Here is a 22,024-nt window from a genome sequence, read left to right as displayed (position 1 = left end):
GCGCCATGGCCACCCTCATCACCGACGTCAAGGTCATCCTGACAGCGCCCGAAGGCATCAACCTGATCGTCGTGAAGGTCGAGACCAACCAGCCGGGCCTCTTCGGCCTGGGCTGCGCGACCTTTGCCTACCGCCACCGCGTGGTGCAGTGCCTGCTGGAGGAATACATTCGCCCGCTGCTCATCGGCCGCGATGCGACTGCGATCGAGGAACTCTGGCAACTGATGCACCAGAACGCCTACTGGCGCAACGGCCCCGTGGAGAACAACGCCATCTCCGGCGTCGACATGGCCCTGTGGGACATCAAGGGCAAGATGGCCGGCATGCCGCTGTACCAGCTGTTCGGCGGCAAGGTGCGCGAGGGCGTGCCGATCTATCGCCATGCCGACGGCAAGGACCTGAGTGAGCTGTGCGACAACATCGAGAAGTACCGTGCGCAGGGCATCACGCACGTGCGTTGCCAGAGTGGCGGCTACGGTGGCGGAGGCTTCGGGGCAGCGCCATCCAGCGCTCCTGCCGGTGCCGCAGACGGCGTGTACCTCGACAGCCGCAAATACATGCGCGACACGCTCAAGCTCTTTGAAGGCATTCGGAGTAAGGTCGGCTTCGACGTGCAGCTGTGCCATGACGTGCACGAGCGGCTGCAGCCCATAGACGCCATCCGCTTTGCCTGCGAGATGGAGCAGTTCGACCTGTTCTTTCTTGAAGACGCGATCCCGCTCGAAGAAGGCAAGTGGCTGCGGCAGCTGCGCGAGAAGACGAAGATCCCGCTGGCGCAGGGCGAGCTTTTCAACAACCCAAGCGAATGGAAATCCCTGATCAGCGAGCAGCTGATCGACTACATCCGCGTGCACCTGAGCCAGATCGGCGGCATCACGCCGGGGCGCAAGCTCCAGATCTTTGCCGAGCAGTTCGGCGTGCGCACGGCATGGCACGGCCCCGGCGACATGTCGCCGCTGGCGCATGCGGCCAACATCCACATCGATCTGGCGGCGCGCAATTTCGGCGTGCAGGAGTGGTCGGGCACCGAGCCGCCCAATTTCGTCATCCAGGACCTGAAGGGCCCGCGCGATGCGTTGCTGGAGGTCTTCCCCGGACTGCCCGAGTTCCGGCAAGGCTACGTGTATGCCAACGACAAGCCAGGCCTGGGCGTGGACATCGACGAACGCGCCGCCGCGAAGTATCCGTGCGAGAACGTCGTGACGAGGTGGACCCAGACGCGCCTCGTCGACGGCACGCTCCAAACGCCCTGAAGACGCGCCCATGAAGATCACCCGCCTGACCACCTACCGCGTCGCACCGCGCTGGATGTTCCTCAAGATCGAGACCGACGAGGGCATCACCGGCTGGGGCGAGCCCGTCATCGAAGGCCGTGCGCGCACCGTCGAGACGGCGGTGCAGGAGTTCGGCGAGACGCTGATCGGCAAGGACCCCTCGCGCATCAACGACCTGTGGCAGACCATGTACCGCGGCAACTTCTACCGCGGTGGTGCCATCCTGATGAGCGCCATCGCCGGCATCGACCAGGCCCTGTGGGACATCAAGGGCAAGGCGCTGGGCGTACCGGTGTACGAGTTGCTCGGCGGCAAGGTGCGCGACCGCATGAAGGTCTACAGCTGGGTCGGCGGCGACCGCCCAGGCGACATCGTCAACGACATGCAGCGCCTACTCGAAGGAGGCATCGACACCTTCAAGCTCAATGGCTGTGAAGAGATGGGCTTGCTCGACTCGCCGCGTGCGGTCGATGAAGCCGTGGCAAAGATTGCCGCCGTGCGCGATGCGCTCGGCATGAGCGTGAGCTTCGGGCTGGATTTTCATGGACGCGTGTCCGCTCCGATGGCCAAGACTTTGCTCGCAGCTCTGGAGCCCTATCGGCCGCTCTTTGTAGAAGAGCCGGTGCTGGCCGAACAGGCCGAGCACTACCCCCGCCTCGCGGCCGCAACTTCTATCCCCTTGGCGGCCGGCGAGCGCATGTATTCGCGCTTCGAGTTCAAGCGCGTGCTGCAGGAAGGCGGCATTGCCATCCTGCAGCCCGATCTCTCGCACGCCGGCGGCATCACGGAGTGCCACAAGATCGCTTCGATGGCGGAAGCCTACGACGTGGCGTTTGCACCGCACTGCCCACTCGGCCCGGTCGCCCTCGCCGCCTGCCTGCAGATCGACTTCGTGGCGCACAACGCGGTGCTGCAGGAACAGAGCATGGGCATCCACTACAACCGCGGCGCCGAACTGCTGGACTACGTCATCAACAAGGACGACTTCCGCATCGACGAAGGCCACATCCGCGCACTTCCCAAGCCGGGGCTTGGCGTGGAGATCGACGAGGAGCGGGTGATCCACGCCAGCCAGAACCCGCCCGATTGGCACAACCCGGTCTGGCGCCACGCCGATGGCAGCGTCGCCGAGTGGTGAGCCCTCTTCGCCCCCAACCTCAAACCCCACCCAACCCAAGCCGAGACATACCATGAACATCCAGCGCAATTCTTTCAAGGCCGCGCGCCGCCTCGCCATCACCGCCGTCGCTGCATTGGCGATGGGTGCCACCGGCGCCTTCGCCGAGGTCAAGGCCAAGCTCGGCCAGGCCATGCCCGACAGCCATCCGCAATCGGTCGCGATGAAGAAGTTCGCCGAACTCGCGAGCACCTACACCAATGGCAACGTCAAGATCCAGACCTACTCCAGCGGCGTGCTCGGCAGTGACGAGAAGGAACTGCAGGCGGTACAGGCCGGCACGCAGGAGTTCTACATCGGCACGCTCGCGCCGCTGTCCACACGTGTCAAGGAAGTGCAAATCTGGGACTTGCCCTTCATGTTCCAGAACGAACGCGAGGTGTACGCCCTGCTCGACGGCGCTTCGTCCAAGAAGATCTTCCAGAAGCTCGAACCGACCGGGCTGGTGGGCCTGACCTGGACCGGCATGGGTTTTCGCAACCTGTCCAACAGCAAGCACAGCGTCGCCAAGCTGGAAGACGTCAACGGCCTGAAGATCCGCGTGATGGCCAACCCCGTCGCACTGGACACCTGGAAGACCATTGGCGCCAACGCCGTGCCGATGGCCTTTGCCGAGGTCTTCCCGGCCCTTGAAATCAAGGCCCTCGACGGCCAGGAGAACCCGCTGCTGCACATGTACGCCAACAAGATGCAGGAAGTGCAGAAGTACATCTCGGTGACCAACCACGTCTACACGCCGTCGGCCCTGGTGGCGTCCAAGAAGTTCTGGGACACACTCTCGCCCGCCGACAAGGCCGGCGTGCAAAAGGCGGCCGTCGAAGCCGGCCTCTACCAGCGCCAGTTGCTGGACCAGGGCAACGCAGACGTCATAGCCAAGTTCAAGGCCGACGGCGTGACGGTCAACACCGTGAGCCCGGCCGAACTCGCGCGCATCCAGGACAAGGTCAAGCCGGTGGTCGCGAAGTTCTCGCCCATCATCGGCGACGAGTTCGTCAAGGGCTTCTACGACGAGATTGCCAAGGCGCGCACGGCGAGCAAGTAGTCCGGCCGCCTGACACGCGCCTGCATATTGCCGGCGGCTGCGACTGCCTCGCCCGCCAGCCACCCGTTCTTCACCCCCCATTGGTGTTCCTATGACTAAGCCCTTCAAAGCCTTGGCAGACGCAATGACGCGCGCGCTGGAGGTCGTCATGGTCCTGTGCATGCTCGTGATGCTCGTGATGGTGTTCGGCAATGTCGTGCTCCGGCTGTTCTTCAACACCGGCATCGACCTGTCCGAAGAGATACCGCGCTACGCCTTCGTGTGGATGACCTTCCTGGGGGCCATCGTCGGCATGCGGCGCCGGGCGCACCTGGGGGTGGACATGCTGGTGCAGGCGCTGCCGGTGTTCGGCCGGCGCGTGTGCTGGGGCATCAGCCAGGCCATCATGCTGGTGTGCTGCATCTACATCGTCTACGGCACCTGGTTGCAGCACGACATCATCAAGGAGACCGCATCGCCGGTGGCCCAGATCAGCACGCTGTGGGTGTTCGGCGTGAGCTACCTCACCGGCACGGCGATCGGCCTGATCTGCCTGTCCAATCTCGTCCGCCTGTTCGCCGGCAAGGTGTCTGACGACGAGCTGATCGATGTGCATGAAGAGGGCATGGCCGAGGCACTCGAGACCGAGCACGAGATGGAAGAACAACGCGCCCGTATCGAAGGAGGGCGCAAGCCATGACCATCTTCGTTTTCGTTGGATCCTTGCTGGCCCTCATGGCCCTGGGCATGCCGGTCGCTTTCGCCCTGATCGGCTGTGGCCTCTCGATGATGTTCTACCTGGGCGTCACCGACCCGCAGATCGTGATTCAGAACATGTGGGACGGCGCCAACAGCTTTCCGCTGCTGGCGGTGCCCTTCTTCATGCTGGCCGGCGAGTTCATGAACGCCGGTGGCATGACGCGCCGCATCATCAACATGGCGATGTCCTGGGTCGGTCACATCCGCGGCGGCCTGGGCTACGTGGCGGTGGTGGCGGCCGTCATCATGGCCTCGCTCTCCGGCTCGGCGGTGGCCGACACGGCCGCGCTCGCCGCGGTGCTGGTGCCGATGATGCGCAACGCCGGCTACGACGTGAACCGCTCCTGCGGCCTGATCGCCTGCGGCGGCATCATCGCGCCGGTGATCCCGCCCTCGATCGGCATGATCCTGTACGGCGTGACAGGCGGGGTGTCGATCACCAAGCTCTTCATTGCTGGCATCGTGCCGGGCGTGATGATGGGCCTGGCGATCATGGTGGCATGGCGCTGGTCGATCCAGCGCGACAAGGTCAAGGGCGAACCCAAGCGAAGCATGGCTGAGCGGCGCACCGCCACGCGCGACTCCTTGTGGGCGCTGGTGCTGCCGATCGTCATCGTCGGCGGCCTCAAGCTCGGCTGGTTCACGCCGACCGAGGCTGCGGTGATCGCGGCCGTGTACTCGCTCATCGTCGGGCTGGTGGTGTATCGCGAGATCAAGCCAAGCCAGCTCTTCCACCTGTTCTACCGGGCGGCCGAGACCACGGCGGTGATCATGTTCCTGGTGTCGGCCGCGGGCGTTTCGGCCTGGCTGATCACCACTGCGAACATCCCGCAGCAACTGGCCGACCTGGTCGAGCCGCTCATGGGCAACAAGATGCTGCTCACCTTCGCGCTGATGATGCTGGTGCTGCTGGTGGGCACCGCGCTGGACTTCACGCCCACGGTGCTGATCATGACGCCGGTGCTGATGCCGGTGCTCAAGCAGGCCGGCATCGACCCGGTGTACTTCGGCGTACTGTTCATCATGAACAACGCCATCGGCCTGGTGACGCCGCCGGTGGGCACGGTGCTGAACGTGGTGTGCGGGATCGCCAAGATCCCGATGAGCGGCGCGATCAAGGGGGTGATGCCCTTCATGATCGCGCAGACGTTGGTGATGCTGCTGCTTGTGGTGTTCCCGGAGATCGTGATGTGGCCGCTTCGAATGATGACCCGATGAGGAGTTGAGATGGAAGCCCTTGTAATCCACGCCCCCGGCGACCTGCGCGTCGAGGAATTTCCCACGGACGAACTCGGCCCCGGACAGTTGCGCGTGCGCGTGCGCTGTGGCGGCATCTGCGGATCCGACCTGCACTACTACCAGCACGGCGGCTTCGGCACCGTTCGCATCCAGCAACCGATGGTGCTTGGCCACGAGGTGGCCGGCGTCATCGAAGCCGTGGGCGAAGGCGTCACGGCCTATGCGCCCGGCGAGCGCATCGCGGTGAGCCCCAGCCGGCCCTGTGGCCTGTGCCGCTTCTGCCAGGAAGGTCTGCAGAACCACTGCCTAGACATGCGCTACTACGGCAGCGCCATGCGTAACCCGCACGTGCAGGGCGCCTTCCGCCAACAGATAGTGGTGGACGCCTACCAGGCGCACCGGCTGGCCGACCACCTTACCGACCAGCAAGGCGCGATGGCCGAGCCGCTCTCGGTGGCGCTGCACGGCATCAACCGCGCTGGGCCACTGCTGGGCAAGAAGGTGCTGGTCACTGGGTGCGGACCAATCGGTGCGCTTGCCATCATTGCGGCACGACGCGCCGGCGCAGGGCATATCGTGGCGACCGACATGGGCGCGCATCCCTTGAGCAAGGCACTCAAGGTCGGCGCCGACGAGGTCGTCAACATTGCCGAAGAACCGGATGGGTTAGCGCGTTTTGCGGTGGACAAGGGTCAGTTCGACGTCCTGTTCGAAGCCAGCGGCAACGAGCGCGCATTGCGCGGCGCCTTCGAAGTGCTGCGACCGCGCGGCATCATCGTGCAGCTGGGCCTGTCGGGGGGCGAGATGACGCTGCCGATCAATGCCATCGTGGCCAAGGAGTTTGACCTGCGTGGCGTGTTCCGCTTCCACCAGGAATTCGCCACGGCGGTGGAGCTGCTCAACAAGCGCCTGGTCGACGTGAAGCCGCTGATTTCGGCCACCGTTTCCTACCGCGACTCCGCCCGCGCCTTTGCGCTGGCGGCGGACCGCTCACAGGCGATGAAGGTGCTGTTGAGTTTCGATTGAGGGGCAAGGTAGCTCGACCAATCAACCCGCCGCCCGCGGGTCGGATGGCGCACTTCGCCTTGGCGAGGCTTGACGCAATGCCAGTTCCCGAAACCGAAGCACCGCCGGATTGTGCGTGTCGTCGCGCGTGGCCATCGCCAATGAAATGCCTGCTGATGCCGGGAGCCCCGAAACTGGGCGGAACACCACGTCGCGCGCTGCCAATCGCGCACTGACCGAGGGAACCAGCGCCACCCCCATGCCGCTTTGGACCAGGCTGATCACGGTTTGCACCTGGGTCGCTTCCTGCGAGATGCGCGGTGTCAGCCCGGCTTGCTGGAAAGCCAGCATCACCATGGCGTGCAAGCCGGGGACGTGCGTCGAGGCGTAGTCCACGAAGGGCTCGCGCGACAGTTCCTTCAGGCTCAGGCTCTTCTTCCTGGCCAGCGCATGCGCCGACGGCAGGACCGCGCAAAACACGTCGCGCTCGACAATCTCGAACAGCAAGGTGCTGGCCGATCCCGTCGGATAGCGGACCAGGCCCACGTCCAGCTCACCGCTGTCAACCATGGCCAGCAGTTCCAGGTTGGCGGACTCGCGCAGCACCAGTTCGACTTGAGGATAGCGGGCGCGAAATGTGGGCAGCAGGCTCGGCAGCAGCGCATAGGTGGCCGATCCGACAAAGCCCACGCGTAGCGTCCCTCGCTCGCCACCGGCCGCGGCGATCGCGGCGTCACGCAAGGCTCTCGCGTCGCTGACGCAACGCCGGGCCAAGGCCAGTGCGGCGGTGCCAGCAGCCGTCAGCGCGACGCCGCGCGCCTGGCGCTCGAACAGTGCGGCGCCCACCTCCTCCTCCAGCTTGCGGATCGCCACTGAGAGCGGAGGCTGAGCCATGTGCAAGCGCTGGGCGGCACGGCCGAAGTTGAGCGTCTCGGCCACGGCAATGAACTGGTGCAACTGGCGCAGTTCCATGAGGCTTACTCTGCATGTATGGCAAATGACATGAATGGTATTGGACGCGTTAATGCTCCGGTTCTACGATTCGTGCATACCCCAACAGACGAGCGGCCCGAGACACCGCCAGCCACCATGACCACTCCTGCGTCGAGCCTGCCACTCGAAGGCGTCCGAATCCTCGACCTGAGCGCGGTCGTGCTCGGCCCCTACGCCAGCCAGAACCTAGCCGAGTACGGCGCAGACGTCATCAAGATCGAGCCGCCCGAAGGCGACTCCACCCGGCGCACCGGCCCGAGCACCGAACCCGGCATGGGCGCCATCTTCCTGGGCGTCAACCGCGGCAAGCGCAGCGTGGTGCTGGACCTCAAGCGCGCCGATGCCCGCGCCGCACTCCTCACGCTGGTCGACACCGCTGACGTGCTGATGCACAGCATTCGACCGCAAAAGCTCGCGGCCATCGGCCTCGATCCCGAAACGCTGTTGGCACGCAACGCGCGCCTGGTCTACGTCGGCCTGCACGGCTTCGCTGCGGACGGCCCCTACGGCGGCATGCCGGCATACGACGACATCATCCAGGGCCTGTCGGGCTGCGCGGCGCTGATGGAGCGGCAGTCCGGCGCGCCGCAGTATTTCCCGACGATCGCGGCCGACAAGACCTCTGGCCTCGTGGCCACCCATGCGATCCTGGCCGCGCTGTTCCGGCGTGAGCGCACCGGCAAGGGCGGCTATGTCGAGGTGCCGATGCTCGAATCGATGGTGTCTTTCAACCTCGTCGAGCACTTCTACGGCCATCACTTCTCGCCGCCCCTTGCGGACACTGGCTATCCGCGCCTGTTCGCCAAGCATCGCCGGCCTTACCGCACCGCCGACGGCTATCTCTGCGCCATGCCTTACACCGACGCGCACTGGAAGCACTTCTTCACCGAAGGCGGCATGCCCGAAGCCGCGGCCGATCCGCGCTTTGCCAACATCACCGAACGCACGCGCAACATCGATGCGCTCTACACGCTGGCCGCGCAAGTCATCGAGACGCGTAGCACAGATGAATGGCTCGACGTGTTCGCGCGCCTCGAAGTGCCGGCCTCGCGCATGAACCGCCTCGAAGACCTGCCCGGCGACGCACACCTCCAGGCAACCGGTTTCTTTAAGACCATCGATGACCCCAAGATGGGCAAGCTGAATTTCCCCGGTGCGCCGGTGCGCATCGATCGACAACAACTGCCGGTGCGCATGGCACCTCGACTGGGCGAACACACCCATCAGGTATTGAGCGAAGCCGGCATCGCACCCATTGGCACCGAACAACCCGCATTGCAAGGAGCACCGATATGAGCGCACCCACAACAGCCAAGTACCCGCTGCTAGGCCACGGCTTCTTCTGGCAAGACCTCGAGGTCGGCCAGAAATTCCAGACCTTCAACCGCACCGTGACCGAGACCGACCTGGTCAACTTCATCTCGTGCACCGGCATGCTGGAGATCATCTTCATCGATGCCGAAGGAGCCGCCAGCGCCATCGGCGGACGCCCGGTGCCGGCCGCACTCACTTACTCACTCATCGAAGGCTTCATCCTGCAAACGATGATCCAGGGCACAGGCATGGCGATGCTCGAATGCACGCAAAAGGTGCTAGGCCCGGTGCGCGTCAACGACACCATCCACGCGGTGGTCGAGGTCGCCGGCGTCAAGCCCACGTCCAAGGGCAACCGCGCGATCGTTGACTCGAACATCGACGTCTTCAACCAGCGCGGCGAAGCAGTGCTGCGCTACACGGCGCGCCGCATGCTCGCTGGCCGCCCCGAATCCCACTGACCTTTCAATGCAAGGCCCACTCACCATGACCGCTGCTGTCCAGACCCGCCCTGCCTCCGTTCGTGATCGCGTGAGCGACGCGGAATGGAAGGTTCGCACCGACCTTGCCGCCTGCTACCGCTTGGTGGCCAAGTACGGCATGAGCGACCTCATCTACAACCACATCACGGCCAAGGTGCCGGGCGATGCGAAGCACTTCCTGATCAACCCGTTCGGCTTGCTCTACACGGAGATCACGGCCTCGTGCTTCTACACGCTGGACCTCGACGGCAACGTCGTCGACAAGCCCGACGGCGAGTTCGGCGAGTTCCCCGTGAACCGCGCGGGCTTCATGATTCACAGCGCCGTGCATGGCGCACGGCCCGACCTGAAGTGCGTCATGCACACCCACACTCGTGCCGGCATGGCGGTCTCCGCGATGAAGCAAGGTTTGCTGCCGCTCACGCAATCGGCCATGCGCTTCTACGGCGCGATAGGGTTCCATGACTACGAGCAGCCCACGGTTGACATGAGCGAGCGCGACCGCATCGCGCACGACCTCGGCCCGCACAGCACGCTGATCCTGCGCAACCACGGACTGGTGGCCTGCGGCCCGAGCGTGCAGGACACCTGGAACCTGATGTACTGGCTGGAGACCGCGTGCCAGGTGCAGGTCGACGTGCTGGCCAGTGGCGCCGAAGTCAGCATGCCCAGCGCCGAACTGGCCGCCCAGATGGCGAAGCGCTACGGCCCGCAAGGCAAGGTCAACTTTTCTCCGATGGAATGGCCTGCGCTGCTGCGCCAGCTCGATCGCGAAGACCCTTCGTACAAGACCTGAGCGGCTGAACGCTCACCCCATTCAATAAACCGGAGACAACCATGTTCAAGCCCCTCGCCCTCGCCCTTGCCGCCACGGCCGTTTTCGCCACGCCTCTGCTTTCGCATGCCGAAGACAAATACCCGTCCAAGGCGGTGAAGATCGTCGTACCCTATGCGCCGGGCGGTCCGAACGACATCGTGGCCCGGTTGCTCGCAGCCAAGCTCGGTGAGATCGAGAAGCAATCCTTTATTGTCGAGAACAAGCCGGGCGGCGGTTCTAACATCGGCGCCGATTTCGTCGCTAAGGCGCCGGCCGACGGCTACACCTTCCTGATCGCTGCGACCTCGCATGCCATCAACATGACGTTGTTCCCGAAGGAGCAGCTGAAGTACGACCTGCTGAAGGACCTCGCGCCGGTCTCGATGATCATGACCGGGCCGCTGGTGTTGGTGACGCGGCCTGACTTCCCGGCCAGCAACCTGAAAGAACTCGTCGCAGCGGCCAAAGCAAAGCCCGGTGAGTTGTCGTTCGCCTCTTCGGGCAACGGTTCGTCGACGCATCTCGGTGGCGAAATGCTCAACAGCGCAGCCGGCATCAAGACCATTCACGTGCCCTACAAAGGCAGCGGCCCGGGCCTCACCGACGTGATGGGCGGCCAGACCACCTACATGCTCGACACCATGATCTCGGCCACGCCCGTCGTGACGTCGGGCAAGCTCAAGGCGCTGGCTGTCACGGGCAAGAAACGCTCGCCTGTTCTACCCAACGTGCCGACTGTGGCCGAACAGGGCTACCCCAACTTCGAAGCGGTCGCGTTCATCGGCATGATGGCGCCGGCCGCGACACCCAAGCCGATCATCGACAAGATCAACGCGGACATGCAGAAGATTCTCGCGATGCCGGAAATCAAGGACAAGCTGGCGGCGCAGGGTTTTGCCGCCGAGTGGATGAAGCCGGCTGACTTCGGCAGCTACCTGGCCAAGGAAGTGCCCAAGTGGGGTGCCATCGTGAAAAGCGCGAACGTCAAGGTCGACTGATATTCCGGGCCGAGCGCACGACCCTGGGCGACTCGGCAAGTCAGACATCAAACCGGAAGCCCGCTTGAATTGCATTGATCAGGCAAGCACCGAAGTCGGTCGCCTCAACCTGCGTTCCAGCGTCGATCACAACACGCAGGGGCACAGCGAACTGACCCTTGCGCGTCGAGAACCTCAATTCAAGCAAGAGCAATCGGCCTGACAAAGGCGCGCTGGCCAATGCGTCGTCGAAGTTGCGACGCGCCTCTACTCGCTCAGCGGGTGACCGATCTTCATCTCATTGACCCCGGTGATCTGAATCCAGGTGCCCGCGAGCGGTTGCTCTTGCAAGCCCGGCTTGTTGTAGTCGCACACGCCATTCGGGACGACGAGCGCAGTGCTGAAAGAGCCGCATTGCGCCTCGATCCCGAACTCTTGCATCCGTTTCGTGATCACCTCGAGATCGCGCCTGTAGCTCTGGTTGATCTGCTCCGGCGTGGTGTTCAGCATCTCGAGGCCGCGTTCGGCCATCTTTGCATCACATCCGGCATCGCGGCCGCAGAACGAAGGCAGGCCGCACCGAAATCAACAGGGTGGATGCCCGAGCCGCGTGTTTGCCTGATGCGGGTAAACACCAACCGGTTGGGATTGCAACTAGTTGGTATGCCAATCAAAATACGCCAACCGGAGCAGTCCACAGCGGTGGCATTTCGGGCACGAACCACTACTGGAGACTCACGATGAAATTCCACCGTCGCGCAATTGCATGTGCGCTCTTCGCCTCGGCCACGCTGTCGCTCGCCTCCCCCCAGGCCATGGCGCAAGCCGTCAAGGTCGGCATCGTTGGTCCTTTCTCGGGCCCGTTCGCGCACTACGGCACGCTCTTCAAGGCCGCGGCGGAAGGCTATGTCGCAAGCCAGGGCGGCAAGCTGGCCGGCAAGGACATCGAATTCATCTACCGCGACACCGGCGGTCCCAACCCCGCATTGACCAAGACCTTGGTTCAGGAATTGTTGGTCAAGGACAAGATCGACTACCTCGGCGGCTTCGTCTTTACCCCGAATGCCATGGCCGTAGCGCCGCTGATCCAGCAGTCGCAGACGCCCACCGTCATCTTCAACGCCGCGACGTCGGCCATCACCGAGAAGTCCGAATACTTTCTGCGCACCAGCTACACCTTGTGGCAGGTCACCGTACCGGTCGCGCAATGGGCTGCCAAGAACGGCATGAAGAAGGTGGTGACTGCCGTCACCGACTACGGCCCCGGCATCGACGCCGAATCCGCCTTCAAGAGCGAATTCACCAAGCAAGGCGGTACCGTGGTCGAGAGCATCCGCATGCCGATCGCCACCACCGATTTCGGACCCTTCGTGCAGCGCATCAAGGCGAGCGGCGCGCAGGCCGTCTACACCTTCCTGCCGGGCGGCCCGCCGAACCTGGGCTTCGTGAAGGCGTACAACGAGAACGGCCTGGCCAAGGCCGGCGTGCAGTTCCTCGGCTCGGCCGAGACCGACGAATACGACCTGCAGAAGTTCGGCGACGCCGCGCTGGGCCTGACGACCGCCTTCCACTACTCGGGCGCGCACGACTCGCCCGAGAACAGGAAGTTCGTCGCCGCCCTTAAGAAGCAGGACCCCAGTGCGGTCGCCAACTACGCATCGGTCGGCGCCTGGGACGGCATGTACGTGATCCAGAAGATGATCGAGGCCACGGACGGTAAGAAGGACGGCCCCAAGGCCTTGGCCGCCGGCCGCGCGCTCAAGTGGGAAAGCCCGCGCGGGCCGGTCAGCATCGACCCGAAGACGCGCCACATCACGCAGAACGTGTACCTGCGCAAGGTGGAGAAGTCCGGCGACCAACTGGTTAACAAGGAACTGCAGAGCTTCGGCCCGCAGACCGACTTCGGGCTTGAGAAGTAAGCAAGCGCGGTCACCGCCACGCCTGAAGTCTCGCCGTGAACACCTTTCTCAACATCCTCATCGACGGGCTGGCCTACGGCATGGTGCTGTTCGTCATCGCCGTCGGGCTCTCGGTGACGCTGGGCCTGATGCGCTTCGTGAATCTGAGTCACGGCGCTTTCGCCATGGTCGGGGGCTACTGTGCGGCCCTTCTGACGCGCGAGGCCCGGTGGAGCTTCTGGCTCGCCGTGCCTGCCGCGATCCTGGCGACGGCCCTGCTGGGCGGCGTGCTCGAGGCGCTGGTGCTGCGGCACCTCTATCGCCGTAAGGAACTCGAGCAGGTGCTGTTCACGATCGGGCTCAGCTTTGTGCTGATCGCTGCCACCAACGCGCTGGTCGGTCCGCAGGTGCAATTGATTCCGCTGCCGCCGCTCCTTGCAGGCTCGGTCGACCTGGGCTTTCGCACCCTGCCCGCCCAACGCCTGCTGGTGATCGGCGCCGGTTGCGCGGTGGCGGCGCTGGCCGCGTGGACGGTCACGCGTACCCGTTTCGGCATCTGGCTGCGTGCGGCGGTCGATCACAGCGGCACCGCTTCGGCGCTCGGCATCCCGATCCGCACGGTGCAATGCGCGAGCTTTGCCGCGGGCGCGGCGCTGGCCGGCCTGGGCGGCATCCTCGGCGCCGAGCTGATGCCGCTGGAGCCGTACTACGCACTCAAGTACCTCGTGCTGGTGCTGGTGGTCGTGTCCGTCGGCGGCATGGGTTCTATCACCGGCTCGCTGGTGGCCGCTGTCCTGCTTGGCGTCATCGAGACCGCAAGCAAGTACCTCGCCTCGGAATGGGGAAGCCTGTTCTTCTTTGTCGCGATGGCCCTTTTGCTGGCCTGGCGTCCCAACGGTGTGCTGAAACGATGAACACGATGGCCTCCAACACTTCGGTGCTCGCTGTGGCACCCGTTCTCGCGGCCGCGCCGCGCTGCGCACCGGCCTGGCGGGCGCCCGCCGTCCTGCTGCTGATCGGCGTTGCGGCCTGCGGCCTCCTGCCGGACCAGCTGGGTCTGATGACACGGATTTTCATCACCGCGCTGTTCGTGCTCTCGCTCGATTTGGTGGTGGGCATCGCCGGTCTCGCGACGCTGGGCCATGCCGCCTTGTTCGGCATGGGCGCCTATGCGGCAGGCATCTTCGCGCTGCAGGTGTACCCCGACCCGCTGGTTGGCCTGGCAGTCGGCATTGCCGCCGGCGCTGGACTGGCCGCATTGTCGGGAGCCTTCCTGCTGCGCTTCCAGGGCTTCACCTTCCTGATGCTGACCATCGCCATCTCGCAGATCCTGCTGAGCCTGGCCCAGAAGGCACGCCGTTGGACGGGCGGCGACGACGGCCTTTCCGGCTTCGTGATGGGACCACTCCTCGGTCGCTTCGAGTTCGATCTCGAAGGCCGCGTTGCCGCGCTGTATGCGCTGGCTGTGCTGGTTGTGCTGTTCTACGTCGCGCGACGCGTCGTCGACTCGCCCTTCGGCTTCGCCGTGCGCGGCATTCACGAGAACCGGGCCCGTATGGCTGCACTCGGGACGCCGGTCTTCGCGCGACTGTGGATGGTCTACACGGCGGCGGGGGCGCTGGCAGGTGCCGCGGGCGCGCTCTCGGCGCAGACGAACGCGGTGGTCGGCATGGACAGCCTGTCGTTCGCGCTGTCGGCCGAAGCCCTGGTCATGCTGATCCTGGGCGGCGCAGGCAGACTGACTGGCGCCCTGGTCGGCGCGACCGTGTTCACGATCCTGCATCACACGGCCGCCTCCATCAATCCGTATCACTGGCTATTCGTGGTGGGGACCCTGCTGATGCTGGTCGTTCTCGTGTCCCCGGCCAAAGCTTGGGCCTGGTTGCGCCGCCGTGCCGGAGGTGTGCGATGAGTGCCCTGCTCGAACTCAGGTCGCTCGACAAGCGCTTCGGTGGCCTGCATGTCACTCGCGCGGTGTCGTTTGCGTTGCGCGCCGGCGACCGGCTGGCGTTGATCGGCCCGAACGGCGCTGGCAAAACGACGCTCGTCAACCAAGTCAGCGGCGTGCTCGCATCCGATACCGGCGAAATCTGGCTGCGCGGTGAGAACGTCACGCAACTCAGCCAGGCCAAGCGCGTGCGCGCCGGCCTGGCCCGAACCTTCCAGATCACGACGCTGGCGCCCCACTTCGCGGTGCAAAGACAGATTGAGCTTGCACTCTTCGAGCGCGAAGGCCTGACAGGCAGGATGTGGCGCAACGTCGATGCGTACCCGGTCCTGCAGACGGAAGCCCAGGGCATCCTGACCCGCTTCGGGTTGCGGGCACATGCAGCCACTCCCACGCAGGACCTCGCCTATGGCGAACAGCGCCTGATCGAGATGGCATTGGCACTCGCGCTGCGCCCGAAGGTTCTGCTGCTCGACGAGCCCATGGCCGGTGTGCCCAAGGGCGATGGCCAGCGTCTGCTGGACGCGCTGGACGCACTGCCCAGCGACCTGGCCGTCCTGATCATCGAGCACGACATGGACCTCGTGTTCCGCTTCGCCAACCGGATCGTGGTGCTGGCGGAAGGCACCGTGCTCGCCGACGGCTCTCCTGACGACATCCGCCGCGACCCCAAGGTTCGCGCCGCCTACCTGGGAAACTGACATGGCAGAACCCATTCTCCAGCTCGAGGCCGTGGTTGCCGGCTATGGCCCGACCACCGTGCTCAACGGTCTCACGTTCGAGATGGCCGCCCAGGAGCGGTTGGCCATGGTCGGACGCAACGGCGTCGGCAAGACCACCGCGCTGCGGGCCATCATGGGTCTCGTGCCGCTACGCAGCGGTCGTGTGCGGTTCAAAGGCCAGGACGTCTCGGCGCTCGCGCCGCACCAGCGCGCAGCGCTCGGCCTGGGCTACGTGCCGCAGACCCGCGACATCTTTCCTTCGCTCACCGTCGAGGAGAACCTGTTGGCCGGGCTCAAGCGTCGGTCGCGCGAAGCGCTGGACGAGGCCTATGCCCTGTTTCCGAGACTCGCCGAGCGACGCCGCAATGGCGGCGCCCAACTCTCGGGCGGGGAGCAACAGATGCTGTCGGTCGCGCGGGCGTTGCTCGGCCAACCCTCGCTGCTCTTGCTCGACGAGCCACTTGAAGGGCTTGCGCCGCTGATCCGCCTGGAGCTGCTGCACGCCTTCCGCAATTTGAGTCAGCAGACGGGTATCGCCGTAGTGATTGTCGAACAGCAGGTCGACGAGGCACTCGGCTACGCGGAACGCGCGCTCGTCCTCGACCACGGTACGGTGGTCCACAGCGGCAGAGCCTCGGCGCTGCTCGACGACCCCGAGACGCTGGAGCGCTGGGTCGGCATGGCCGTGAACTGAGTGAGCAAAGCAATGGCCTCTCGCCGACTTCACACTGCCGCCGACCCGAAAAGTGGTGATGCACCCCACACCGTGGATCTGGATCGCTATGTTCCGGCCTATCTGACCTGGATCGCGAACAAGCTTTCGCGAGGCGCCTCGCAGCACTACCTGAGCACCTTCGACGTAGGCATCGAAACCTGGCGCTGCCTTGTCCTGCTCGCGGTCGAAGGCGCCACCTCGGCGCAGCAGGTGTCGACCGTGATTGGCATGGACAAGGGTTCGGTCAGCCGCTGCTTCAAGGGCATGCAGGAGCGAAGCCTGATACGCACCGAGCTCGACGGCTCCGACGGTCGTCTTCGCATGGCCGTGTTGACGCCCAAGGGCCGTCGTCTGCATGACCAGATCATGGGTATGGCACTGGAGCGCGAGCGCGCTTTCCTGTCCGTGCTCGATGCCGATGAAGTGGAAGTCCTGCTGGGACTGATGCGGCGTCTGCACGCCAACCTGCCCGCAGTCGAAGCTTCGACGCAGGCCTATGTGCGCGAGCGCTTTCCTCATGCCGCCGCGTCGCTGCAATCCAAAGCCGATGAAACACCATGACGAATGAAATGAAGGTCCGAGTCGCGGCACGCATCGAGGAAGCGGACGGCGTGTGCAGCTTCGAACTCGTGGCGGAAGACAGCAGCGCCCTGCCCGCCTTCTCGGCCGGCGCGCACATTGACGTCCACGTGGCGCCGGGCCTGATCCGCCAATACTCGCTCAGCAACGATCCGGCCGAACGCCATCGGTACCGTATCGCGGTCCTTCGCGAAACGACGTCCCGCGGCGGATCGGCCGGCATGCACGATGCTGTGCGACCGGGCGACCTGCTGCGCGTGAGTGAACCTCGCAATCATTTTCCACTGGTCGACGCGCCGCGGAGCCTCCTGCTGGCGGGTGGCATCGGCGTGACACCCATCCTGGCCATGGCGCGCGCCCTGCACTCGCAAGCCCGCGACTTCGAGATGCACTATTGCGGCCGCTCGGCGAGCCGGATGGCGTTCCTCGAGGAACTCGCATCGGCCGGATTCGCAGGCAGCGTTGTTGTCCATGTCGACGACGTACCGGCACAGATGTTCGATGCCGAGCATGTGCTGGCCCGCCCCGACAGCGATACGCACCTCTATGTGTGCGGGCCGAACGGTTTCATGGAGCACGTGCTCGGTACCGCGAAGCGTCTCGGCTGGCGGGACGCGAACCTGCATCGCGAGTACTTCGCGGGCGTAACGACTGCACTGGCATCTGACGGCAGCTTCGAGGTTCGCGTAGCTAGCACGGGTCTGAGCTGTCAGATCCCGGCCGGCAAGACGGTGATCGAAGTCCTGGCGGCGCATGGCGTGGAAATCCCGACCTCTTGCGAGGCGGGCGTCTGCGGCACCTGCCTGACCCGCGTCCTCGAAGGCAAGCCCGACCACCGCGACAGTTTCCTCACCGATGCCGAGCGCGCCGCCAACGACCAGTTCACGCCGTGCTGCTCGCGCGCGTCGTCCCCGCTGCTGGTGCTCGACCTCTGATTCGTCCTTTTCCCTTCAAGGAGATCCCCCATGACCGCGACCTGCATTCCCATCAAGAACGTCACCGACACCGCCGCCGCCAGCCGCTTTCCGCTTGACCAGTGGTACGTGGCCGGCTTCTCGTCCGAACTTACGGACAAGCCCATCGCACGTACCTTCCTCAATCAAAAGGTCGTGCTGTTTCGCACTGGCGAAGGGCAGGTGGCGGCGTTGGAGGACCGTTGCTGCCATCGGTCCCTGCCACTGTCGTGCGGGACGGTTGAAGGCACTGGGGTGCGCTGCGGCTACCACGGCCTGCTCTACGCGCCGAATGGGCAATGCATTGAGATTCCTGGGCAGGAGCGCATCCCGTCCAAAGCCAAGGTCAAGGCGTACCACGTCATGGAAAAGAACCAGATCATCTGGATATGGATGGCTAGGGACGAGGCCGCCGAGCCGACCCGGTCGGCTCCGGACTACCCGTTCCATGACGACCCCCGCTATAAGTTCGGCAGTGGCAACTATCACTATCAGTCGCCGTGGCAACTGATCCACGACAACTTACTGGACCTGAGTCATCTGGGCTACGTCCATTTGCACACCATCGGTGGTGACGCCAAGTTGCACATGAACGCCCCGATGAAGGTGACTTCCGAAGGCGACCGGGTCAAGGTCGTGCGCCTGATGCCCAACTCGTCCCCGCCTCCGACCTATCGTGCCGCGTGGCCCTTCGGCGACAAATGCGAGCGTTGGCAGGAGATCGAGTTCGACGTGACCCACCTGCGGATCTGGACCGGCGCCGTGGAACCTGGCACGGATGCGATCGACGACCCTGAGCGCGGCGGCTTCCACATGCGCGGCTTTCACGGCATCACGCCTGAGACCGAAGAAACTTGCCACTACTTCTGGAGCATGTCGAGCACCAAGCATCCCGACATGCCCGAAAACATCGACGCCGTCATCCAGCAGACCGCGTTCACCTTCGACGAGGACCGCACCATCATCGAGGCGCAGTACCGAAACATGCTGGAGTTCGGCGACAAGGCGAGCTGGATCGACATTCACGTCGATGCTGGCGCCAACCGCGCCAGGCGCATCGTGGCAGAACTGCTCAAGAAGCAGGCACCTGCGGAACTAAGCGATTGCTAGATCCGAACAACGAGGAGACAAAGCATGGCCACGAACAGAGGCGTCGTCTACGTATCGCAGGGCAAAGTCGAGGTGCGTCCCATCGACTATCCCAAGCTGCTGAATCCCCAGGGTCGCACGGCCAATCACGGCGTGATCCTCAAGGTGCTGACCACCAACATCTGCGGCTCCGACCAGCACATGGTGCGCGGACGCACCACCGCGCCGGCCGGCCTCGTGCTTGGCCACGAGATCACCGGCGAGGTGATCGAGGCGGGCAAGGACGTCGAGACGCTCGCCGTGGGCGACATCGTCTCGGTGCCATTCAACGTCGCCTGCGGACGCTGCCGACTCTGCAAGGAGCGCCAGACCGGCGTGTGCCTGACCGTCAACGAAACGCGTCCGGGCGGTGCCTATGGCTACGTCGACATGGGCGGCTGGGTCGGCGGACAGGCCGAATACGTGATGGTGCCCTACGCCGACTTCAACCTGTTGAAGTTCCCGGACCGTGAACAGGCGATCGAGAAGATCCGCGACCTCACCTGCCTCTCGGACATCCTGCCCACGGGTTACCACGGCGCGGTCACCGCGGGCGTGGGTCCGGGCAGCACCGTGTACGTAGCCGGCGCAGGGCCGGTGGGCTTGGCTGCTGCGGCGTCCGCCCGCCTCCTTGGCGCCGCCGTTGTCATCGTCGGCGACGTCAACCCTGCCCGTCTCGAACATGCCAGGGCGGTCGGCTTTGAGACCGCCGACCTTTCCACCGACACGCCGCTGGGCGAACAGATCGCCGCCATCCTTGGCGCTCCGGAAGTCGACAGCGCAGTGGATGCCGTGGGCTTCGAGGCACGCGGTCATGGCCACGAGGGTGCGCAGCATGAAGCGCCGGCGACCGTCCTGAATTCGCTCATGGAAGTGACCCGGGCGGCTGGCAAGATCGGCATTCCGGGCCTATACGTGACAGACGACCCGGGTGGAGTCGACAAGGCCGCCAAGAAAGGATCCCTCAGCATCCGTTTGGGATTGGGCTGGGCCAAGTCGCACAGTTTCATGACGGGACAGACGCCGGTCATGCAATACAACCGGGCGTTGATGCAGGCCATCCTGTGGAACCGCATCGACATCGCCACCGTAGTCGGTGTCAGGCTCATCTCGCTGGACGAGGCGCCATCTGGCTACGCAGAGTTCGACGCCGGCGCACCCACCAAGTTCGTCATTGATCCTCACGGTCAGCTCAAGAGATAAGACTGGGACCGCCGAACGTGCACGCCTGTGCGTACTCGCGAGGCATTGGGGATCCCGGGGAAGATACAGTGGCGGCCGCAACTCCAGTTCTTCCCCGATGCCTCGTACCAAGACCCAATCCGCGCGCAAAACCGTCTCGAAGGCGGCGGCGGGTGACGTGATCGACCTCGACAACTACGCCCCTGCCTACCTCACTTGGATCGCCAACAAACTGTCGAGCGGCGCCTCCCAGGCTTATCTCGCCGCTTTCGACGTCGGCATCGAAAGCTGGCGCGTGCTGGTGCTGCTGGCCATCGAAGGCTCGATCTCCGCACAGAAGGCTTGTGGCGTGATCGGCATGGACAAGGCCTCGATGAGTCGATGTTTCAAGAGCATGCAGGCTCGCGGCTTCATCGAACTTGCCCTGGACCCCCAGGACGGCCGCGCCCGCATCGCGACGCTGACGCCGTCCGGCCGCGCCGTGCACGATCAGATCCGGGACATCGCAATGGAGCGCGAGCGCGCCTTTATGTCGGTGCTCTCGGCGGCGGAGCGCAAGGTACTTCTTGACCTGCTGCGTCGCTTACATGAAAACCTGCCGGCGGTCGAGGCCGCCACCCGCGACCATCTCAGCCGGCACCACCCCCATGCGTTGCATCGACGAGGATCCAAGGATTCGAATTCCTGATTGTCTTGTCAACCGCCGCAGCACGCACGCCTGCCACTATTTGGCGATGCTGGAGACCCAAGTTCGCGAAACGGCCGTACCAGCATACGCGTTGGCCGCCTAAGGCTTGCCCGCTCTGGTCCCGCTGGGGCTGGCGACACAGCGGTACGTCGAGGACCGCTTCCCCGACATCGCGGCAAGGCAAGGCCGCGTCACCGGGGTAGCAGACGAGCAATAGCGTCCGCAGATCCCGCGGCTTACTAATCCAGCTGGATCTTCTTGTCGGCAATCACCTTCGCCCAGCGAGCGCGACTGTCGGCCATGGCTTGCGACAGCTGCTGCCTCGTACCACCCTCGGGGCTCATCGCCATGGCGCCCAACTTCTCGACGGTCTGCGGCGATTGCAGAACGGCGTTGAGCTCGCGGTTGAGCGTCTCCAGCACGTCCGAAGGCGTCTGTGCAGGCGCGAAGATGCCGAACCAAGTCGCACCTTCGTAGCCCGGGAAGCCCTGCTCCGCAAGCGTGGGCACCTGCTGCCAGGCCGCCACTCGCTTGGCAGCGGTGTTGCCGATGATCTTGATCTTGCCGCCCTTCTCTGCCGGCAAAGCCTGCGCCGGCGACATGAACATCAGGTCGATCTGATTGCCCATGAGCGCAGTCGCGGCCGCCGGTGACCCCTGGAACGGCACGTGCAGCATGTGGATGCCAGCGGCCTGTTCCAGCTGCATGCCCCACAGGTGCGCGACGCTGCCCAGCCCCCAGCTGCCGTACGTGAGCTTCCCCGGTTCGGCCTTGGCCAGCGCGATCAGTTCGGGGCCGTTCTTCGCCGCCAGTGCGGGACTGGCCACCAGCATCAAGGTCGGCCGAGTCACCAGCACCACCGGTTCGAAGTCACGTACGGGGTCGTAGCCGGCGTTCTTGTACAGCAGTGGATTGAGCGAATGGGTGTCGAGGTTGCCGATGGCAATCGTGTAGCCGTCGGGCACGGCGCGTGCGGCGAACTGGGTTCCGATGAGTGCATTGGCACCTGGCTTGTTGTCCACCACCACCGGCTGTTTCAACCGCTGCGACAGCCCCTCTCCGAGCGCGCGCGCGACGGTGTCGGCTGGCGAACCAGCGACATAGGGGACGACGAGCCTGATGGGTTTGTCGGGGTATGCAGCGTGAGCCATTG

23 protein-coding genes are annotated in these 22,024 nt (G+C 64.7%); 20 read left to right on the top strand and 3 right to left on the bottom strand.

What is annotated here, in order from left to right:
* Positions 1-5 precede the first annotated feature (5 nt).
* The 6 genes from QTH90_RS30540 to QTH90_RS30515 all read left to right on the top strand — a co-directional run bounded on the left by QTH90_RS30540 (position 6) and on the right by QTH90_RS30515 (position 6,496).
* On the top strand, positions 6-1,253 hold the full coding sequence (locus tag QTH90_RS30540) for an enolase C-terminal domain-like protein (RefSeq protein ID WP_286668339.1): 1,248 nt from the start codon (positions 6-8) through the stop codon (positions 1,251-1,253).
* A gap of 10 nt (positions 1,254-1,263) precedes the next feature.
* Positions 1,264-2,412, top strand: a complete 1,149-nt coding sequence (gene dgoD, locus QTH90_RS30535) for a galactonate dehydratase (RefSeq protein ID WP_286668338.1) — start codon at positions 1,264-1,266, stop codon at positions 2,410-2,412.
* Positions 2,413-2,464: 52 nt separating this feature from the next.
* Positions 2,465-3,493, top strand: coding sequence for a TRAP transporter substrate-binding protein (locus tag QTH90_RS30530; protein ID WP_286668337.1), 1,029 nt, complete (start codon positions 2,465-2,467; stop codon positions 3,491-3,493).
* Positions 3,494-3,584: 91 nt separating this feature from the next.
* A complete protein-coding gene (locus QTH90_RS30525; protein ID WP_286668336.1) occupies positions 3,585-4,172 on the top strand; it encodes a TRAP transporter small permease in 588 nt (195 codons plus the stop codon).
* Positions 4,169-5,449, top strand: coding sequence for a TRAP transporter large permease (locus QTH90_RS30520; RefSeq protein ID WP_286668335.1), 1,281 nt, complete (start codon positions 4,169-4,171; stop codon positions 5,447-5,449). Before QTH90_RS30525 ends, QTH90_RS30520 begins: the two co-directional genes overlap by 4 nt.
* Before the next feature lie 9 nt (positions 5,450-5,458).
* Complete coding sequence (locus tag QTH90_RS30515) at positions 5,459-6,496, top strand: L-idonate 5-dehydrogenase (RefSeq protein WP_286668334.1); 1,038 nt, start codon at positions 5,459-5,461, stop codon at positions 6,494-6,496.
* Positions 6,497-6,517: 21 nt separating this feature from the next.
* On the opposite strand, the gene QTH90_RS30510 is transcribed toward QTH90_RS30515, so the two are convergent.
* A complete protein-coding gene (locus QTH90_RS30510; RefSeq protein WP_286668333.1) occupies positions 6,518-7,447 on the bottom strand; it encodes a LysR family transcriptional regulator in 930 nt (309 codons plus the stop codon).
* Positions 7,448-7,564: 117 nt separating this feature from the next.
* Between QTH90_RS30510 and QTH90_RS30505 the strand changes: the two genes are divergently transcribed.
* Genes QTH90_RS30505 through QTH90_RS30490 form a run of 4 tightly spaced genes read left to right on the top strand, consistent with a single transcriptional unit; the run spans position 7,565 to position 11,079 of the window.
* On the top strand, positions 7,565-8,764 hold the full coding sequence (locus QTH90_RS30505; protein WP_286668332.1) for a CaiB/BaiF CoA transferase family protein: 1,200 nt from the start codon (positions 7,565-7,567) through the stop codon (positions 8,762-8,764).
* Positions 8,761-9,243, top strand: coding sequence for a MaoC family dehydratase (locus QTH90_RS30500; protein ID WP_286616469.1), 483 nt, complete (start codon positions 8,761-8,763; stop codon positions 9,241-9,243). The genes QTH90_RS30505 and QTH90_RS30500 overlap by 4 nt, the downstream gene beginning before the upstream one ends.
* A 25-nt stretch (positions 9,244-9,268) precedes the next feature.
* Complete coding sequence (locus tag QTH90_RS30495) at positions 9,269-10,060, top strand: class II aldolase/adducin family protein (RefSeq protein WP_286668331.1); 792 nt, start codon at positions 9,269-9,271, stop codon at positions 10,058-10,060.
* A gap of 41 nt (positions 10,061-10,101) precedes the next feature.
* Positions 10,102-11,079, top strand: a complete 978-nt coding sequence (locus QTH90_RS30490; protein WP_286668330.1) for a tripartite tricarboxylate transporter substrate binding protein — start codon at positions 10,102-10,104, stop codon at positions 11,077-11,079.
* 246 nt (positions 11,080-11,325) lie between these two features.
* Here QTH90_RS30490 and QTH90_RS30485 read toward each other — a convergent pair whose 3' ends face one another.
* A complete protein-coding gene (locus QTH90_RS30485; RefSeq protein ID WP_286668329.1) occupies positions 11,326-11,589 on the bottom strand; it encodes a hypothetical protein in 264 nt (87 codons plus the stop codon).
* 209 nt (positions 11,590-11,798) lie between these two features.
* Here QTH90_RS30485 and QTH90_RS30480 point away from each other — a divergent pair, with 209 nt between their 5' ends.
* The 10 genes from QTH90_RS30480 to QTH90_RS30435 all read left to right on the top strand — a co-directional run bounded on the left by QTH90_RS30480 (position 11,799) and on the right by QTH90_RS30435 (position 20,871).
* Entirely contained in the window at positions 11,799-12,977 is a 1,179-nt protein-coding gene (locus QTH90_RS30480; RefSeq protein ID WP_286668328.1) for an ABC transporter substrate-binding protein, read from the top strand.
* A 35-nt stretch (positions 12,978-13,012) separates the two neighbouring features.
* The gene (locus QTH90_RS30475) at positions 13,013-13,870 is read left to right on the top strand and encodes a branched-chain amino acid ABC transporter permease (RefSeq protein WP_286668327.1); all 858 of its coding nucleotides are present in this window, start codon (positions 13,013-13,015) and stop codon (positions 13,868-13,870) included.
* Between the two features lie 5 nt (positions 13,871-13,875).
* Positions 13,876-14,868 (top strand): branched-chain amino acid ABC transporter permease, encoded by a 993-nt coding sequence (locus tag QTH90_RS30470; protein WP_286668326.1) that lies wholly within the window; start codon positions 13,876-13,878, stop codon positions 14,866-14,868.
* Positions 14,865-15,605, top strand: a complete 741-nt coding sequence (locus QTH90_RS30465) for an ABC transporter ATP-binding protein (protein WP_286668325.1) — start codon at positions 14,865-14,867, stop codon at positions 15,603-15,605. The genes QTH90_RS30470 and QTH90_RS30465 overlap by 4 nt, the downstream gene beginning before the upstream one ends.
* A gap of 1 nt (position 15,606) precedes the next feature.
* On the top strand, positions 15,607-16,320 hold the full coding sequence (locus QTH90_RS30460; protein ID WP_286668324.1) for an ABC transporter ATP-binding protein: 714 nt from the start codon (positions 15,607-15,609) through the stop codon (positions 16,318-16,320).
* Positions 16,321-16,392: 72 nt separating this feature from the next.
* Positions 16,393-16,902 (top strand): MarR family winged helix-turn-helix transcriptional regulator, encoded by a 510-nt coding sequence (locus QTH90_RS30455; protein ID WP_286668323.1) that lies wholly within the window; start codon positions 16,393-16,395, stop codon positions 16,900-16,902.
* Positions 16,899-17,855, top strand: a complete 957-nt coding sequence (locus QTH90_RS30450) for a PDR/VanB family oxidoreductase (RefSeq protein WP_286668322.1) — start codon at positions 16,899-16,901, stop codon at positions 17,853-17,855. The genes QTH90_RS30455 and QTH90_RS30450 overlap by 4 nt, the downstream gene beginning before the upstream one ends.
* A 30-nt stretch (positions 17,856-17,885) precedes the next feature.
* On the top strand, positions 17,886-18,983 hold the full coding sequence (locus QTH90_RS30445) for a Rieske 2Fe-2S domain-containing protein (RefSeq protein WP_286668321.1): 1,098 nt from the start codon (positions 17,886-17,888) through the stop codon (positions 18,981-18,983).
* A gap of 24 nt (positions 18,984-19,007) precedes the next feature.
* The gene (fdhA, locus tag QTH90_RS30440; protein ID WP_286668320.1) at positions 19,008-20,204 is read left to right on the top strand and encodes a formaldehyde dehydrogenase, glutathione-independent; all 1,197 of its coding nucleotides are present in this window, start codon (positions 19,008-19,010) and stop codon (positions 20,202-20,204) included.
* 97 nt (positions 20,205-20,301) lie between these two features.
* On the top strand, positions 20,302-20,871 hold the full coding sequence (locus QTH90_RS30435) for a MarR family winged helix-turn-helix transcriptional regulator (protein ID WP_286668319.1): 570 nt from the start codon (positions 20,302-20,304) through the stop codon (positions 20,869-20,871).
* Between the two features lie 239 nt (positions 20,872-21,110).
* On the opposite strand, the gene QTH90_RS30430 is transcribed toward QTH90_RS30435, so the two are convergent.
* The gene (locus tag QTH90_RS30430; RefSeq protein ID WP_286668318.1) at positions 21,111-22,022 is read right to left on the bottom strand and encodes a Bug family tripartite tricarboxylate transporter substrate binding protein; all 912 of its coding nucleotides are present in this window, start codon (positions 22,020-22,022) and stop codon (positions 21,111-21,113) included.
* Positions 22,023-22,024 lie beyond the last annotated feature (2 nt).

This window comes from Variovorax flavidus (genome assembly GCF_030317145.1).
Lineage (GTDB): Bacteria > Pseudomonadota > Gammaproteobacteria > Burkholderiales > Burkholderiaceae_C > Variovorax > Variovorax flavidus.
Note: the sequence above shows the minus strand (reverse complement) of the source record. Positions and strands in the feature narration are given on the sequence as shown.

Bases quoted from the DNA above. Each gene is read 5' to 3' on its own strand.
- QTH90_RS30445 (WP_286668321.1), top strand. From the start codon at position 17,886: ATGACCGCGACCTGCATTCCCATCAAGAACGTCACCGACACCGCCGCC.
- dgoD (WP_286668338.1), top strand. From the start codon at position 1,264: ATGAAGATCACCCGCCTGACCACCTACCGCGTCGCACCGCGCTGGATG.
- QTH90_RS30520 (WP_286668335.1), top strand. From the start codon at position 4,169: ATGACCATCTTCGTTTTCGTTGGATCCTTGCTGGCCCTCATGGCCCTG.
- QTH90_RS30515 (WP_286668334.1), top strand. From the start codon at position 5,459: ATGGAAGCCCTTGTAATCCACGCCCCCGGCGACCTGCGCGTCGAGGAA.
- QTH90_RS30500 (WP_286616469.1), top strand. From the start codon at position 8,761: ATGAGCGCACCCACAACAGCCAAGTACCCGCTGCTAGGCCACGGCTTC.
- QTH90_RS30485 (WP_286668329.1), bottom strand. From the start codon at position 11,589: ATGGCCGAACGCGGCCTCGAGATGCTGAACACCACGCCGGAGCAGATC.
- QTH90_RS30490 (WP_286668330.1), top strand. From the start codon at position 10,102: ATGTTCAAGCCCCTCGCCCTCGCCCTTGCCGCCACGGCCGTTTTCGCC.
- QTH90_RS30450 (WP_286668322.1), top strand. From the start codon at position 16,899: ATGACGAATGAAATGAAGGTCCGAGTCGCGGCACGCATCGAGGAAGCG.
- QTH90_RS30540 (WP_286668339.1), top strand. From the start codon at position 6: ATGGCCACCCTCATCACCGACGTCAAGGTCATCCTGACAGCGCCCGAA.
- QTH90_RS30530 (WP_286668337.1), top strand. From the start codon at position 2,465: ATGAACATCCAGCGCAATTCTTTCAAGGCCGCGCGCCGCCTCGCCATC.
- QTH90_RS30470 (WP_286668326.1), top strand. From the start codon at position 13,876: ATGGCCTCCAACACTTCGGTGCTCGCTGTGGCACCCGTTCTCGCGGCC.
- QTH90_RS30435 (WP_286668319.1), top strand. From the start codon at position 20,302: ATGCCTCGTACCAAGACCCAATCCGCGCGCAAAACCGTCTCGAAGGCG.
- QTH90_RS30510 (WP_286668333.1), bottom strand. From the start codon at position 7,447: ATGGAACTGCGCCAGTTGCACCAGTTCATTGCCGTGGCCGAGACGCTC.
- QTH90_RS30480 (WP_286668328.1), top strand. From the start codon at position 11,799: ATGAAATTCCACCGTCGCGCAATTGCATGTGCGCTCTTCGCCTCGGCC.
- QTH90_RS30460 (WP_286668324.1), top strand. From the start codon at position 15,607: ATGGCAGAACCCATTCTCCAGCTCGAGGCCGTGGTTGCCGGCTATGGC.
- QTH90_RS30430 (WP_286668318.1), bottom strand. From the start codon at position 22,022: ATGGCTCACGCTGCATACCCCGACAAACCCATCAGGCTCGTCGTCCCC.
- QTH90_RS30495 (WP_286668331.1), top strand. From the start codon at position 9,269: ATGACCGCTGCTGTCCAGACCCGCCCTGCCTCCGTTCGTGATCGCGTG.
- fdhA (WP_286668320.1), top strand. From the start codon at position 19,008: ATGGCCACGAACAGAGGCGTCGTCTACGTATCGCAGGGCAAAGTCGAG.
- QTH90_RS30525 (WP_286668336.1), top strand. From the start codon at position 3,585: ATGACTAAGCCCTTCAAAGCCTTGGCAGACGCAATGACGCGCGCGCTG.
- QTH90_RS30505 (WP_286668332.1), top strand. From the start codon at position 7,565: ATGACCACTCCTGCGTCGAGCCTGCCACTCGAAGGCGTCCGAATCCTC.
- QTH90_RS30465 (WP_286668325.1), top strand. From the start codon at position 14,865: ATGAGTGCCCTGCTCGAACTCAGGTCGCTCGACAAGCGCTTCGGTGGC.